This is a genomic window from Campylobacter sp. LR291e (assembly GCF_008633915.1).
GTDB lineage: Bacteria > Campylobacterota > Campylobacteria > Campylobacterales > Campylobacteraceae > Campylobacter_D.
In genome coordinates, this window is sequence record NZ_VJNV01000021.1 from 15,044 (window position 1) to 31,039 (window position 15,996).

The 15,996-nt window shown below is 32.6% G+C and carries 14 protein-coding genes, 2 pseudogenes and 1 riboswitch; of the genes and pseudogenes, 14 read left to right on the top strand and 2 right to left on the bottom strand.

Annotated elements, in window-relative coordinates; genetic code table 11:
• Positions 1 to 256: 256 nt before the first annotated feature.
• Both FMM58_RS03940 and FMM58_RS03945 read right to left on the bottom strand, forming a co-directional pair.
• Positions 257 to 673 carry a DsrE family protein gene (locus tag FMM58_RS03940; protein WP_150151863.1) on the bottom strand — a complete coding sequence of 139 codons (417 nt, stop codon included), beginning with the start codon at positions 671 to 673 and terminating at the stop codon, positions 257 to 259.
• Between the two features lie 67 nt (positions 674 to 740).
• Positions 741 to 1,646: a hypothetical protein gene (locus FMM58_RS03945; RefSeq protein WP_190317945.1), complete on the bottom strand. Its 906-nt coding sequence runs from the start codon at positions 1,644 to 1,646 to the stop codon at positions 741 to 743.
• 257 nt (positions 1,647 to 1,903) lie between these two features.
• On the opposite strand from FMM58_RS03945, the gene FMM58_RS03950 reads away from it, so the two are divergent.
• The 14 genes and pseudogenes from FMM58_RS03950 (at position 1,904) to FMM58_RS09330 (ending at position 15,992) form a co-directional block, all read left to right on the top strand.
• Positions 1,904 to 3,805, top strand: coding sequence for a propionyl-CoA synthetase (locus FMM58_RS03950; RefSeq protein WP_150141335.1), 1,902 nt, complete (start codon positions 1,904 to 1,906; stop codon positions 3,803 to 3,805).
• Complete coding sequence (gene prpB / locus FMM58_RS03955; RefSeq protein ID WP_150141333.1) at positions 3,805 to 4,701, top strand: methylisocitrate lyase; 897 nt, start codon at positions 3,805 to 3,807, stop codon at positions 4,699 to 4,701. Before FMM58_RS03950 ends, prpB begins: the two co-directional genes overlap by 1 nt.
• Entirely contained in the window at positions 4,688 to 5,815 is a 1,128-nt protein-coding gene (locus tag FMM58_RS03960; protein WP_150141331.1) for a citrate/2-methylcitrate synthase, read from the top strand. Before prpB ends, FMM58_RS03960 begins: the two co-directional genes overlap by 14 nt.
• Positions 5,816 to 5,825: 10 nt before the next feature.
• Positions 5,826 to 7,280: a 2-methylcitrate dehydratase gene (prpD, locus tag FMM58_RS03965; protein WP_150141329.1), complete on the top strand. Its 1,455-nt coding sequence runs from the start codon at positions 5,826 to 5,828 to the stop codon at positions 7,278 to 7,280.
• Between the two features lie 139 nt (positions 7,281 to 7,419).
• Positions 7,420 to 7,764, top strand: coding sequence for a PepSY-like domain-containing protein (locus tag FMM58_RS03970; protein ID WP_150141327.1), 345 nt, complete (start codon positions 7,420 to 7,422; stop codon positions 7,762 to 7,764).
• Between the two features lie 34 nt (positions 7,765 to 7,798).
• On the top strand, positions 7,799 to 8,221 hold the full coding sequence (locus FMM58_RS03975; RefSeq protein ID WP_150141324.1) for a PepSY-like domain-containing protein: 423 nt from the start codon (positions 7,799 to 7,801) through the stop codon (positions 8,219 to 8,221).
• A 431-nt stretch (positions 8,222 to 8,652) separates the two neighbouring features.
• The gene (locus FMM58_RS03980; RefSeq protein WP_150180421.1) at positions 8,653 to 10,299 is read left to right on the top strand and encodes a lactate permease LctP family transporter; all 1,647 of its coding nucleotides are present in this window, start codon (positions 8,653 to 8,655) and stop codon (positions 10,297 to 10,299) included.
• A 47-nt stretch (positions 10,300 to 10,346) separates the two neighbouring features.
• A complete protein-coding gene (locus tag FMM58_RS03985) occupies positions 10,347 to 11,084 on the top strand; it encodes a (Fe-S)-binding protein (RefSeq protein ID WP_150141321.1) in 738 nt (245 codons plus the stop codon).
• A complete protein-coding gene (locus FMM58_RS03990) occupies positions 11,081 to 12,517 on the top strand; it encodes a LutB/LldF family L-lactate oxidation iron-sulfur protein (protein WP_150141319.1) in 1,437 nt (478 codons plus the stop codon). The genes FMM58_RS03985 and FMM58_RS03990 overlap by 4 nt, the downstream gene beginning before the upstream one ends.
• Positions 12,510 to 13,166 carry a lactate utilization protein C gene (locus FMM58_RS03995; RefSeq protein ID WP_150141317.1) on the top strand — a complete coding sequence of 219 codons (657 nt, stop codon included), beginning with the start codon at positions 12,510 to 12,512 and terminating at the stop codon, positions 13,164 to 13,166. Before FMM58_RS03990 ends, FMM58_RS03995 begins: the two co-directional genes overlap by 8 nt.
• A gap of 146 nt (positions 13,167 to 13,312) precedes the next feature.
• The gene (locus FMM58_RS04000) at positions 13,313 to 14,002 is read left to right on the top strand and encodes a bacteriohemerythrin (RefSeq protein WP_150180422.1); all 690 of its coding nucleotides are present in this window, start codon (positions 13,313 to 13,315) and stop codon (positions 14,000 to 14,002) included.
• Complete coding sequence (locus tag FMM58_RS04005) at positions 13,983 to 14,591, top strand: bacteriohemerythrin (protein WP_150141313.1); 609 nt, start codon at positions 13,983 to 13,985, stop codon at positions 14,589 to 14,591. The genes FMM58_RS04000 and FMM58_RS04005 overlap by 20 nt, the downstream gene beginning before the upstream one ends.
• Before the next feature lie 29 nt (positions 14,592 to 14,620).
• Positions 14,621 to 14,724: riboswitch (TPP riboswitch) on the top strand.
• Positions 14,725 to 14,767: 43 nt separating this feature from the next.
• A pseudogene (locus FMM58_RS04010) lies at positions 14,768 to 15,625 on the top strand (phosphomethylpyrimidine synthase ThiC).
• A 55-nt stretch (positions 15,626 to 15,680) separates the two neighbouring features.
• Positions 15,681 to 15,992, top strand: a pseudogene (locus tag FMM58_RS09330) (phosphomethylpyrimidine synthase ThiC).
• Positions 15,993 to 15,996 lie beyond the last annotated feature (4 nt).

Here is a 15,996-nt window from a genome sequence, read left to right on the forward strand (position 1 = left end):
CTACAACTATGTCTTTTTCTTCAAGCTTACATATTTGGTCTAAATTTTCTTTCATTATCATTACAAATTTTACTAAATCCTAGGTTTTAAGATTACAAATATTATATTCGTTTAATTCTTCTCCCATCATCTCATCTTCCATATTATCATTATAGTATTCTTCATTTTCTTCGCTCATATCTATTCTTTTTTAGTGATTTTTCTAATTATAATATAAAAAGCTAATTATTTAAAAAAAGGGCAAAAAGCCTATTTTTTAAGGATTTAAAATAGCATATCCTTCAAGTTGTCTATCTACTACTTCTCTTGGGGCTGCATTTATTACCTTTATATTTTCTGGTATTATGCTTTTATCAAGTTTTCTAGCATTTAATGCCCCATTACATACCAAAATTCGAACATGTGGTTTTTGACTTAGATTAATGACTTCGTTTCTTAACTCATTATTTTTATCAGTAAAAATTTCAACTGCCGAACCACCAAGCACTAATTCAATGTCTCCATTTTCTTTATTATTTACTATGCTTTTAGATAAACCATTTGCTTGTTTTAAAGCACTTTTGTAATTTTCCTTTTTTGTTAAAAAGATTACTACATTTATATCTTTTGCATGTATAAAGCTTACACTAAAGATTAAGGCACATAAAAGCATCATTATTTTAAATTTTTTCATAAAGACCCCTTTAAGGTGAAAGTGTACTATTTTTTAAGATATATGTCAAGCTTTTTGAAAATTATTTTCAAAATTTATGAACGCTTAAAGCCTTTTTAAAAAGGTCGCCATATACGCTTTCTTTGTCTATTAAATCACAAGTTTCATATAAATTTAAGTCTTTTTTTAAACAATATAATAAAAGTTCCATTATAAAACAAGCATTTTTTGGATTAATATGAGTTGGACATTTTTGTGCGTGAGTATAATAGTGATGAATTTTTTTAATTAGGGTAGTGTTACGAATTTCTACAATAAACATTTCAAGAGGCACCTTAAAAAACATAGAATTTTCCTTAATATTTATGGATAAATAAAACATTTCAAGTCCATAAATTTTATGGTCATAAGAATCAAAAAAGTATAAGGTCTTATTAAAATTGTCCTTAAAAGTAACAATCATAAGCTCCAAAATAGCAATTTTTTGTTCCTTTGTGTAAAAATTTCCTATAGGTGAAAAACAAAATTCAAGCAAGGATTTTATAGAGTACCACTCACTGGCTACAAAAGAATAAGCCCTCATTTTTTCACCACGTTTTTTTCTATATAAACTAGCTTCTTCATTATCTATATTTTGATATACAAAAGGCATTATAAAATCCCTGTACGCAGGATTTGGAAAAGATGGATGAAGTATTAAAGAACCCTCATTTTCATTTTCAAATATATATTTAAGACCACCCATATAGCCCTTATCTATGATTTTAATCTCATCATTTTTTAATTTATGCAAATGCGAATGAAAGTCTAAATCTTCGGCATCCCAAATATCATTTGGGTAGCGAAATAACTCACAAATTTTAGCCCTTGTATTGCTATCAATATCTTTTTGATAATCTTTTTTAAACCAAGCTGCGATTGTGCGTCTATCCTTTCCAAGCAAATTTGCAAATTTACTCAAACTTAAACCTGATTTGTTAAAAATTTCTAACATTTTTTCCTTGGAATTTAACATTTTTCCTTAACCTAAAATTTTATTTATTACTTTTAGTAACACTTTATAATTTATATAAAGATATTTTTACAAAAAATTACAGCACAATTTTACTACAAATTTGCAAATTTTGTATAAAAATTATACAAAATTTAGCATAAAGTTTTAAACTGATACATTTTGCAACTAAATTTTACATTTTATTTTTTTTAAAAAGTATTTATAATTTGCTTATCTTTAACAAGAAAGGACAAAAAATGACTTACGCAGAAGTTTACAAAGAATCGCTGGATAATCCTGAGAGTTTTTGGGCAAAAGCAGCTCAAAAGGTTCATTGGTACAATGAATGGGATAAGGTACTTGATTCTACCGATGAGCATTACAGATGGTTTGTTGGAGGGTGTATGAATACTTGTTATAACGCTCTTGATCTACATGTTCACAATGGCAGAGGCGACCAATTAGCCTTGATTTATGATTCTCCAGTTACTGATACTAAGAAAAAATACACTTATAAAAAATTAAGAGATAGAGTGGCAAAGGTTGCTGGAATTTTATCAAATAAAGGCGTTATCAAAGGTGATAGGGTTATTATTTATATGCCTATGATTCCAGAAGCAGTTATTGCAATGCTTGCTTGTGCTAGGATAGGTGCTATTCATAGCGTGGTTTTTGGTGGTTTTGCCTCGCATGAACTTGCCGCTAGGATTGAAGATGCTAAGCCTAGAGTTGTAATGACCGCAAGTTGTGGTATTGAAGTAAGTAATATTATAGAATATAAGCCTATTTTAGATGAAGCCATTAAAAAATCTACTCATAAGCCTACCACTTGTATAGTTTGGCAAAGACCCCAATTTAAGGCTAGTATGCTTCCTTGGCGTGATGTTGACTGGGAAGAAGAAGAAGAAAAAACAAGGCCAGTTGACCCTGTGCCTGTTTTAGCAACTGATCCATTATATATACTTTATACTTCTGGTACTACAGGGTCTCCAAAGGGCGTTATTCGTTCAAATGGTGGACATTCTGTTGCTATGAAATGGTCAATGGATAATATTTACAATGCAAAACCGGGTGATGTTTTCTTTACTGCTTCTGATGTAGGTTGGGTTGTTGGACATTCTTATATAGTGTATGCTCCTTTAATGAATGGTTGTACTACTATAGTTTATGAGGGAAAACCTGTTAGAACTCCTAATCCTTCAGCGTTTTGGAGAATTATTGATGAATATAAGGTAAATGTGCTTTTTTCAGCTCCTACTGCCTTTCGTGCTATTAGAAAAGAAGACCCAAAGGCTAGTTGGTTAAAGCAATTTACCCTTGAAAGTTTAAGGGCTATCTTTGTAGCAGGTGAAAGATGCGATAGCGATACATTAAAGTGGATTATGAAAATTACTAAAAAGCCTGTAATTGATAACTGGTGGCAAACAGAAACAGGTTGGGCAATAGCTGCTAATCCTTTAGGACTTGAAGAACAAGTCGTTAAACCAGGAAGCCCTACAAAACCTATGCCTGGCTTTAATTTAAAGGTTTTAGATGAAGAAACAGGCAAGGAACTTGGAGCTGGAAAAAAAGGGGCATTATGTTTAAAACTACCTTTGCCACCTGCATCTTTAATGGGAATTTGGGAAAATGATGAAAGATATCGTCGCGGATACTTAGATAAATTCCCAGGTTATTATGTAACAGGAGATATGGGCTATATAGATAAGGATGGCTATGTCTTTGTTTTAGGTAGAATTGATGGAATTATAAATGTAGCAGGACATAGGCTTTCAACAGGAGAAATGGAAGAAATTATCGCTAAACACCCTGACGTTGCTGAATGTGCAGTTATAGGCGTAAATGATGCCTTAAAAGGAGAAATTCCTATGGGCTTTATCGTTTTAAAAGATGGCATTGAAAGAGACCATAGAGGTATAGTAGATGGAACAGTTGCCCTTGTAAGACAAGAAATTGGAGCAGTTGCCTCGTTTAAGGTAGCAACTGTTGTTAGTGCCTTGCCAAAAACAAAGAGTGGTAAAATTTTAAGAAAAACCTTAAAAGAAATAGCTGATGGGGTAAATGTTAATATCCCAGCTACCATTGAAGATAAAAGCGTTTTAGACATTTGCAAAGAAGCTATTAATGCTTTAGGATACCCAAAAACAGGAGAAGAATAATGAGTTGTGTAAAAAGTGCAGGAAAGAAATTTAAAGAACTTGTAGAAGAAAATTCACCACTTGCAATAGTAGGGGCAGTTAATGCGTATTCTGCCCTACAAGCTGTAAAGGTAGGACACAGGGCCCTTTATCTTTCAGGAAGTGGCGTAGCTAGTGCAAGTTATGGTTTGCCTGATTTAGGCATTATAGCTTTAGAAGAGGTGTGTATTGATGTTCGTAGAATTTGTGGTAGGGTTGATGCACCCTTATTGGTTGATTGTGATACAGGCTTTGGTGGGGCTTTTAATATAGCAAGGACTATAAAAGAATTAATTAGGGCCGGTGCTGCAGCAACTCATATTGAAGACCAAGTAGCACAAAAACGTTGTGGACATAGACCAAATAAAGAACTGGTAAGCATTAATGAGATGTGCGATAGGATAAAGGCTGCCGTTGATGCAAAGATAGATGATGATTTTGTGATTATGGCAAGGACTGATGCACATGCGATTGAAGGGCAACAAAGGGCTATTGAAAGGGCGTTAGCATATGTTGAAGCAGGGGCACAAATGCTATTTGCAGAAGCCATACATACACTTGAAGAATATGCTGAATTTACCAAACTTATAAAGGTTCCTGTACTGGCCAATATTACTGAATTTGGCAAAACTCCTTATTTTAGTCAAAAAGAACTTGCAAGCGTTGGTATTAAAATGGTACTTTACCCACTTTCAGCAAATCGTGCTATGAATAAGGCTGCAGTTGATGTTTATAAAAGCATACTTGAAAAAGGGCACCAAAAGGATGTTTTAAACATTATGCAAACTAGAGAAGAACTTTATGAAATGCTTGATTATTACGCATTTGAAAATAAACTTGACGAACTTTTTAAAGGGGGTAAAAATGAGCGTAAGTGAGGCGAAGAAAAAAACAGGGGGACTAGCCGGGATTATCGCTGGCGAAAGTGCGATTTGTACTTGTGGTCTTGGAAATGGCTTAAATTATTATGGTTACAATATAGAAGATTTAGCACAAAATGCTGAATTTGAAGAAATTGCTTTTTTATTACAATATGGCGAGTTACCAAAAAAAGATGAATTAAAGGCATATAAGGAAAAAATCATTAAACATAGGGCTTTAAGTGAAAATTTAAAGGCTATTTTAAGGGCGATTCCAAAGGATACTCACCCTATGAATTTAATGCAAACAGCAGTTTCTGCTTTGGGTGCTTTAGAAAGTGAAAAGGATGATTTTAGCGACCAAGATGATAAGATTATTAGATTGCTTGGCGTTTTGCCATCTGTGCTTTGTTATTGGCACCACTATGTAAATTCGGGCAAAGAAATAGATTTTAATTCCCAACAAGATAGCATTGCAGGTTATTTTTTAGAAAGACTTGAATTAAAAGAACCAAAGGCTGATTTTGTTAAGGCTATGCATTGTTCTTTAATACTTTATGCTGAACATGAATTTAATGCCTCAACCTTTACAGCCAGAGTTTGTGCGTCAACGAAAAGTGATATTTTTAGTGCAGTAGCTGCTGCCATTGGGGCTTTAAGAGGGCCTTTGCATGGTGGAGCAAATGAGGCAGCTATGGGACTTATTAGTTCTTTTAAGAATGAAGAAGAAGCCATTAGTGGCGTTAATCAAAAATTAGAAAACAAAGAACTTTTAATGGGCTTTGGACATAGGGTTTATGGCTTAGGGGGCGACCCTAGAAATGCCTTGATAAAAGTTTGGAGTAAAAGGCTTGGTGGCGATACTATGTTATTTAAAATAAGCGAGGCTATTGAGTATTTAATGAAAGAAAAAAGGCCATCTTTGCCACCAAATGCAGATTTTTATAGTGCCTCAGCTTATCATTTTATGGGAATTCCTACCCCTTATTTTACGCCTATTTTTATAATGAGTAGGGTAAGTGGCTGGTGTGCACATATTAAAGAACAAAGGGCAAATAATAAATTAATTAGACCAAGTAGTGAGTATATAGGACCAAAACCTCGTAGTTTTGTGGCTATTGATAAAAGATAAAGGAGAAAAAATGAGTGATATGGGAATTTTAGAAGCTAAACGTCCTGAATTTGACGAGCTTTTAACTAAGATTGCAAGGTATGCTGATTCTTTTGAGATAAAAAGTGATTTAGCAATGCAAACTGCAAGATATTGTTTAATGGATACCTTAGGTTGTGGGCTTTTAGCCCTTAAATATCCTGCTTGTTCTAAACTTTTAGGACCAAGCGTAGAAGGAGCTGAATTTCGCCCATTGGGGACTAAAATTCCAGGTACATCTTATCAACTTGAACCAATTAGAGGTGCCTTTAATGTAGGTGCTATGGTAAGATGGCTTGATTTTAATGATACCTGGCTTGCTGCTGAATGGGGGCATCCTAGTGATAATTTAGGTGCTATTTGGGCAGTGGCTGATTATGTAAGTCGTAAAAATATTAGCGAAGGAAAAGAGCCATTAAAGGTAGGTTGTGTTTTAAAAGCTATGATAAAGGCACACGAAATTCAAGGAATTTTAGCCCTTGAAAATTGTTTTAATAAAGTTGGGCTTGACCATGTTTTATTGGTAAGAATTGCAAGTACTGCTGTAGCTGCTAAAATTTTAGGTTGTAATTTTGATGAGATTAGAAATGCTGTTTCTCAAGCCTTTATTGATGGTGGGGCACTTAGGACCTATCGTCACGCACCAAATACAGGAAGTAGAAAAAGTTGGGCAGCAGGTGATGCTAGTAGTCGTGGCGTTGATTTAGCCCTAAAATCATTAAAAGGAGAAATGGGTTATCCTTCTGCTTTAAGTGCTAAATTCTGGGGCTTTGAGGATGTAAAAATGAAAGGACAAAAACTTGTAATTTCACAAGAATTTGGTTCTTATGTTATGGAAAATGTTTTATTTAAAATTTCTTTCCCTGCTGAATTTCATGCACAAACTGCAGTTGAAGCTGCCATTAAACTACACAATGAGGTTAAGGACCGCTTAGATGATATTGAAAAAATAATCATTACAACTCAAGAATCAGGGCATAGAATCATTAATAAAACGGGTAAACTTGCAAACCCAGCTGATAGAGATCATTGTATTCAATATATGGTTGCTGTGCCTTTGATTTTTGGACGCTTGGTAGCTGATGATTATGAAGATAAGGTAGCAAATGACGCAAGGATTGATAATTTACGCGATAAAATGTCTGTTGAAGTGGATGATAGATACACAAAAGAATACTTACAAAGCGATAAAAGAAGTATAGCAAATGCAGTGCAAGTATTCTTTAAGGATGGTTCAAAAACTGAAAAAGTAGAGGTTGAATACCCTATAGGTCATAAAAGAAGAAGAGAAGAGGGCATTCCTGTTTTAATCAATAAATTTAAAGAAAATTTAGCTACTAGATTAAGTCCTAAACAATGTGAAAAAATCATTGCTATTTGTGAAAATCAAAAGGTATTAGAAGAAACAAATTTTAATGAATTTAGCGACTTATTTTTCTTATCTTAAATTACACAAAAGGGCTTTTTTGCCCTTTTTATTTTTTTAATCTAAAAATTATTTTTTATTTTCAAATTTAGCTTATAAATTCACTTTAACTTCACAAATTTTTTTTACACTTGCATTATATTTTTTTAAGGAGTTAAAGATGAAAGTTAAACATTTAGTTTTAGTTTCAAGTTTAGTTTTTTGTGCTTATGCAAATCCAGTCGAGGTTACTCAAAGTCAAGATTTAGCAAATCCAGTACAAGTTACACCTCAAGCACCAGCCACCCAAGCTTACCCACAAAATCCAGTCTATCCGCAATATCCACAGCAAAATTACACAGGCTTTTTACCTCAAAAGGCTATGAATTATATACAAAGAAATTATCCTAACACCTTTATAAAGGATATAGATTTTGAAGGCTATGGTTGGGAAGTTGAACTTAGCAATAATTTAGATGTGTATTTTGATAGGAATGGGAATTTTTTAGGTGCTAAATGGGATTGATTTTAGGCATTTTGTCTTTTTTAAGGAGTGATATATGAAAACAAAGATTTTACTTATAAGTTCAGGCTTGTTATTTTGTGCTTGTTCTAATCCCTTGCCAATTAGCACCCCACCTTCTACTTATCAACAAGGCTACACCCAGCAAGGATATTATCAACAAAATCAAGGGGTATATCAACAGCAAGATAATCAAACTCAATATACCCAGCCAGAGCAATATCAACAGCAAAATTATTATCAAAATTCTCAACAAAATCCTTATCTACCACAATATCCTGTGCAAAATTACTCAGGTATTTTACCACAAAATGTGATAAATTATATACAAAGTAATTATCCTAACACCTTTATAACTGATATAGATTATAAGGGCTATGGTTGGGAGGTCGAACTTAGTAATAATTTAGAAGTATTTTTTGATAAAAATGGAAATTACTTAGGAGCCCAATGGGATTAATTTATTGAATTTATCTTAAATTTTTAAGATAAATTCTAAATTTATAAAAATATTTTAATAAATTTTCTTAGTGTTTTTTATGCTTATATTTTTTATCTAAAATTTACAGCTTATATTAGAAAATATTTTTGTGATTATTTTATTTTTTTAATTTTATATATATTTTTAAAATTATGAATATTCTTTAATATTCTCCATAAAAAAGAATTTAGATTAATTTTCATTAAAGATAATTAAGGTCTTTTATGTGTTATTTGTTTCGTTTAGTAACATAGCTAGTTCAAGCATTTTTTCAAGTATAGCTATAATAAATTAGCCTAAAAGGTTAAAATCTTAGCTTTTAACAAGCTTTGTTTTATTGACTTAGTTTTATTTTTTTGTATATAATCAAAACGAACTTAAAATTATTTTTCAAAAAAAAGGAGATTTGAATGGTATGGCAACAAGTTTATGACCCATTTTCAAATATTTGGCTCAGTGCCGTTATAGCATTTTTGCCTATTTTATGCTTTTTGCTTTGTTTATTAGTATTCAAACTAAAAGGCTATTTAGCAGGTTTTATAACCGTAGTTTTTGCATCTATTTTGGCATTATTTGCTTATGATATGCCTTTTTCTTTAATAGGTGCGTCATTCGTGCAAGGCTTTGCACAGGGTATGTGGCCTATAGCTTGGATTATTATCGCAGCTATTTTCTTATATAAGCTTTCTATAAAATCAGGTTCTTTTGAGATTATTAAACAAAGCGTTATGTCTATTACACCAGACCATAGAATTCAAGTAATTTTAATTGGCTTTTGTTTTGGTTCTTTCTTAGAAGGGGCAATTGGCTTTGGTGGTCCAGTGGCAATCACAGCAGCCTTGCTTGTAGGACTTGGCTTAAAGCCACTTTATGCAGCAGGACTTTGTTTGATAGCAAATACAGCACCCGTAGCATTTGGAGCAGTGGGAATTCCAATTATAGCTATGGCAAATTTAGTTCAAGTTGAACAAAAAGAAGTTGCAGCAATGGTTGGTAGAATGCTTGTACCTTTAAGCTTAACCGTGCCTTTTTTCATTGTATTTTTAATGGATGGCATAAAGGGAGTTAAAGAAACCTTTCCAGCTATTTTAGTAGCAGCAGTTACCTTTACAGGTACTCAATTTCTTAGTTCAAATTTCTTAGGTGCAGAATTACCGGATATTGCTTCTGCTATTGTATCTTTGGCTTGTACTACTATATTTTTAAAATATTGGAAACCAAGCAATATTTTTAGACTTGATGATTTAAAAGAATTTTCTAACGATACTCAACTTGGCTTTGGCAAAGTATTTAAGGCGTGGTTACCTTTTATCTTACTTATTATTTGTATAGTTATTTGGACTCAACCTTGGTTTAAAGCACTTTTTGCAAAGGGTGGAATTTTAGATTATACTCAAATTACCATAGCAGCTACTAATATAAATGCAAGTATCATTGACCCAGATGGTAAAGCAATAGGTCTTTCACAAGGCATTAGCTTTGTTGGACTTCAAGCAGGAACAGCTATCTTGCTTGCAGCCTTTTTAACTATTTGGTTCTTAAAGATTAAAACAAATGAAGTAGCAGATTGCTTTTGGGATACATTAAAAGAAATGGCTATTCCTTGTATAACTATAGGACTTGTTGTATCCTTTGCCTTTGTTTCTAAAAATAGCGGTATGAGTGCTACACTAGGACAAGCCTTTGCAAAAACAGGCGATGCTTTTTCATTTTTTAGCCCTATTATAGGCTGGATAGGTGTATTTTTAACTGGTTCTGATACTAGTGCGAATTTACTTTTTGGACCACTTCAACAAGTAACAGCAAAAGAACTTGGAGTAGGCGAAGCCTTATTCTTAGCAGCAAATTCAGTAGGTGGCGTGGTAGGCAAGATGATTAGCCCTCAAAGTATAGCCATTGCTTGTGCTGCGGTTGGACTTGTAGGTAGGGAATCTGATTTATTTAGATTTACACTTAAATATTCAGTTGCCTTCATTCTTTTAATAGGAATTTGGACTTGCATTATAGCATTCTTTATGAGCGGTATAATTCCTGAAACTATACCTTTAACGAAATGATTATAAGCTCTAATTTTTTTTAGAGCTTATCTTACTAAGGATAAAAAATGAAAAAAGTATACTTATATGCTACCTGTCTTGGTACTGCAGCACTTCAAGAAAGTGTTTTAAATGCTATAAAACTTTTGCGTAGAGAAAATATAGAAGTAATCTTTAAAAAAAAGCAAACCTGTTGTGGGCAACCTTCTTTTAATTCTGGTTATTTTGAAGAAAGCAAAAATATCGCACTTTACAATGTAAATTTATTTGAAGAAGACTATCCAATAGTCGTTGTGAGTGGTTCTTGTGCTGGTATGATGAGCCATGATTATTTAGAGCTTTTAAAGGATAGCCCTGATTTTGCAATGGTTAAAAATTTTAGTTCTAGGGTAATTGAGCTTTCTCAATATTTAGATAAGGTTTTAAATGTAAATTATGAAGATAAAGGAGAACCCATTAAGGTAACTTGGCATTCAAATTGCCATGCTTTAAGGGTTCAAAAAAGCATTGAATCAAGTAAAAATTTGATTAATAAGCTTAAAAATGTAGAATTAGTCGAGTTAGAATACGAAGAAGAATGTTGTGGCTTTGGTGGTACCTTTTCTGTGAAAGAACCAGCCATTTCAAATGCCATGGTTAAAACTAAGATTGAAGATATTAAAAAAACAGGTGTTAAATATTTAATTAGTGGCGATGGTGGTTGTTTGATGAATATAGGTGGTACTATGAAAAGAATGGGGCTTGATATAAAAGGCGTTCATTTGTATGATTTTTTACTTAAACGCATACAAGGAGAAAGGTTATGAGCAAAAAGCTTCCACACGAACAAATTGTTGGCGCAAAATTAAACGATAATCAAATGCGTGAAAATTTGATGAAGGCTATGCATACCTTGCAAAGAAATCGTTTAAATATAATAAAAGATAAATTTAATGATTGGCAAGGGCTAAGAAATAAGGCAAAAACAGCTAAAAATAATGCTTTAATGAGCCTTAAAGATAGACTATTAGAATTTGAAGAAAATGCTAGCAAAAATGGTATTAAGGTCCATTGGGCAAGTAGCGATGAAGAAGCCTGTGAGATTATTTATGAGTTAATGATAGAAAAAAACATAAATAAAATTCTTAAAGGAAAATCAATGGCAAGTGAGGAGATAGGTCTTAATCACTTCCTTGAAAAAAAGGGCATTAGTGCCATTGAAACAGATTTAGGTGAGCTTATTTTGCAATTAAATGGCGAAACCCCTGTTCATATCGTAGTTCCTGCAATCCATAGAAATCGCTACGAGGTGGGCGAAATTTTTAAAGAAAAATTAAACGCCCCACTTGAAAGTGATATAGAAAAATTAAATGCCATTGCTAGAAAGCATTTAAGAGATGAATTTGAAGGTCTTAAAATGGGGCTTAGTGGCGTAAATTTCGCCATTTCTAAGGAGGGGGCATTTTGGCTTATAGAAAATGAGGGTAATGGTAGAATGTGTACAACAGCCCCTGACATACATGTAGCACTTTGTGGGGTAGAAAAGGTAATGCAAAGCTTTGAAGATGCTGCTACTATGGTTTGTTTGCTTACTCCTTCTGCAACAGGGCAATTTATCCCAACTTACAATAACATAATAAGTGGACCTAGAAAAAATGGCGATTTAGATGGTCCAAAAGAAGTGCATGTTATTTTATTTGACCACCATAGAAGCGATATGCTTTCTCATAAGGATTATTACGAGGCCTTGCGTTGCATTCGTTGTGGGGCATGTATGAATTTTTGTCCTGTGTATGATCAAATAGGAGGACATGCTTATCAAACTATTTATCCAGGACCAATTGGCGAAGTAATTAGCCCAAATTTATTTGGCATGGATAACACAGGTGATATTTTAAGCTTTTGTTCTCTTTGTGGAAGGTGTTCAGAGGTTTGTCCTGTTAAAATTCCACTTGCTGATTTGATTAGAAAATTAAGGGCAAATAAAATAGGGCAGGGCGAAAATCCACCAATGGGTACAAATTTAGTGCATAAAAATAACCTAGAAGCAAGTGTGTTTAAGAAATTTGAAAAAATGGCTACAAACGGTGATAGTTGGCGTTTTTATTTATCTAAGGCACATTATTTTAACTGGTTTGTACAAAGCTTTAAGGGGTCTTTGCCTATTGTTAAAAAATGGAGTGAATTTAAGGATTTACCTCAAATAAAACTTGACCTTTATAAAGAAGTACAAAAAATTCAAGGAGTTAGCTATGAGTAGGATTGATGAAATTTCAAAATCAAGTAAGGAAAAAATTCTTGCCAAATTTAACAATGCCTATAAGATACCTGAATTTGAAAGTAGTGCTAGTATAGACCCTGTAGAACATATCATTACAAAAGATGACGCATGTGAGGAAATGAAGCAAAAAATGAGCGATAATAAGTATGTCGTGGAAGTTTCAAGCTTTGAAAATTTGGAAGAAAAGATTAACGAAATAAGCGCTAGTTATGGTTATGAAAAATTAATTTATCCTGCAAATTTGGGCTTAAATTTAGATAAGATTAAGGCAAGTGAAAAGATTTGCTTTGATAAGGAGATAGAAAATTTAAGGACCGAGGTTTTTCATAGTGATTTTTCTATTATAAATGCTAGGGTTGGTGTTAGTTCTCATGGAGTAGCCTTGGTGCTTTCTTCAAAAGAACAACCAAGAATGCTTTCACTTGCTCCAAAACTTTGCATTATGCTTTTAAAAAAGGAAAATGTCGTTAAAAGTATAAGTCAGGCTCTAAATTTGGTAAAAAAAGAACATGAAATTTTACCTACAAATATTCTTTTTATAGCAGGTCCATCTCGTACAGCAGATATAGAATTAATCACCGTTTTTGGTGTTCACGGACCTCAAAAGGTACATATCATTTTATATTAATTTTTGGTAGGAAACTACCAAAAATTAATTATTAGTTAAAGAAGCTTTTATTTTTCTCCTATTTAAAAATGTCTTATTTTATTTTTTATTAAGAGAAAAATCGCAATAATAAGTCTTAAATAAATTCGTAAATTCAAGGATTGACTTTGGAAAAGCTAGTTCCACCTTGGGAAGACAAATATAGTATTAATGACTCAAAGATAGATGCTGAACACAAGAAGCTTTTTGAGATAGCTTCTAAGGTTGAAAGTGCTGTTTATAAGTATGTTGAAAGGTCTGAGCTTAAAGAAATTTTAAGTGAGCTTTTTTCTTACATGAAAGTGCATTTTCATAATGAAGAAGAATATATGCAAGATATAGGTTATCCTTATTTGAATGAGCATAAGATTATGCATAAAGATATAGTTAGCGATATGTCTAATCTTATACAAAATGTAAAAACCACAAATGATCTAAAAGAAAAGCTTTATACTGTGATTTCTGATTGGTTGTTAGACCACATACTTCACCATGATATGATGATAGGCTCGTGGCTAAATGAACAAAATTTTTTAAAAGAAGAGGAAGATTTTGCAAAATTACAAGAAGAATACTTAAATTCAGGTGGTCAAGAAGTAGTTGTCCCACCTATGCCAAAGGAAGTTGTGCTTAAACAACCAAGATTTATCTATTCTTGTCCTTGTAAAGCTCAACATATTCTTGTTTATCAAGACCACCTTGATATTTCTTGCCATAAAAAAACACTAAGATGCAAGAAGTGTCAAAAAGATTTATTCTATGTTAAAACAGAGATTGTAACAGAAAAAAGGACTTCTGATGTTTCCAAAATGGGATGATAGTTATAGCGTTCATAATGCTAAGATTGACGAGCAACATAAAAAACTTTTTGACCTAGCAGGCAAGGTCGAATATATGTTTGATAAGCCTATTTATAAAGAAGATATTAAAGTCGTTTTGAGTGAATTTTTTAATTACATGAAAGACCACTTTCACGATGAAGAAAAATATATGCAACTTATTAGCTATCCAGAATTAGAACAACACAGAATTATACATAAAGAAATAATACAATCTATGATAAATCTTATAAAAACCATTAAAAGCACAAATGATTTAAAAGAAAAGCTTTATGTAGTGGCTAAAAAATGGCTTTTAGAACATATCTTATACGAAGATATGAAGATAGAACAATGGAGAAGAGAATCCTTATCTACAGAAGAAAATGAAGATATAAGCTTTGAAGAAACTAGGGATCAAAAAGATGATGAAAACGCTGTTTATCTTTATGTTTGTGAGTGCGTTGGGTTAATTCATGACGTACCTTTTGGAATCCATCAAAAAATTCAATTAAAGGGTACTAAATTTAAGTGCAAAAAATGTAAAGAGGCTATTAGATTTTTTAGAAAACAAGAAGAAGATTTTTAGTTTTATTTATAAATTTTTATTATATTTTTGCTATAAATGACGGGAGCTTGTGTTATAGGCTGAGAGTAAGCTTTAAACTTAGATTGAACCAGAATTAGATAATGCTAGCGTGGGAAGATTTATCTGCTTACTTACATATTCTATCCATTTTTTAAAAAGGATAGAATATGACTTAAATGCAATATACAAAAAAAGGTATCTTAACTCCACAAACGAACATTGTTTCTAGTAAAGAAGAAGTTAGTGAAGATTTTTTACTAGAAAATATCTTGCTTGGCAAAATTATCATTCTTGCAAATATTAACCACGCAATTTTAAACCCAAATGGCATAGGTTATGGTTTAAGGACAAAAATCAATGTAAATTTGGGAATTTCAAATGATTGCATGGATTATGAAGAGGAGATGAAAAAGGTAGAATTGGCTCATAAATTTGGCGTTGAGGTCATTATGGATTTAAGCAATTATGGAGCTACTAAAGAATTTAGAACCCAGCTTTTAAATAAATCAAATGCCATGATAGGAATCATTCCTATTTATGATGCTGTCGGTTTTTTGCAAAAAGATTTAAAAGAAATTCACGCTAAGGATTTTTTAGATGTTATTTATCATCATGCTAAAAATGGGGTTGATTTTATGACCATTTATGCAGGAATAAACTCAAGGGTCATAAATTAGTTTTAAGGGGTGAAAGTGTGCTTTTTGCGTGGATGAAAATGCATGAAGAAGAAGATCCTTTTTATGAGTATTTTTATGATTTGCTTGAAATTTGTGCTAAATTTGATGTTAGTTTATCCTTAGGTGATGCTTTGCATCTAGGAAGTACTCATGATTCAAGCAATGAGTAAGTTAATTGAACCTTCAATGCTAACTTCTAGGGCTTGGGAAATAGGAGTACAAGTAATGATAGAAGGACCTGGACATACGTGTATAGATGAAATTGAGGCAAATGTTAAGCTAGAAAAACGAATTTGCAAAGGTGCTCCTTTTTATGTGCTAGGACCTTTGGTTACTGATATTGGAACGGGGTACTAACACATAAGTTGGGCAATTGGGGGGGGGTGCTGTTGTTGCTTGGAGTGGGGTTGATATGCTTCATTATTTAACCCCGGCTGAATATTTAAGATTGTCAAATATAAATGATGTAAGAGATGGTATAGTAGCACATGGGGGGGGCTTAGCTAAATTGCCAAAGGAAAGAAAGATTGATTATATGAGTAGGGCAAGGCAAGAAATTAATTGGTAAAAAATGTTTTGCTTAGCAATTGATGGACAAAGGGCTAAGCAAATGTTTAATGAACAAAGGCCAAGTGATTTAAATTCGTGTTCGATGTGTGGAAAAATGTGTGCTATGAATACCATGAATCAAATTTTAAAAGGCGAAAATGTTAGCTTTAGTTAACAAA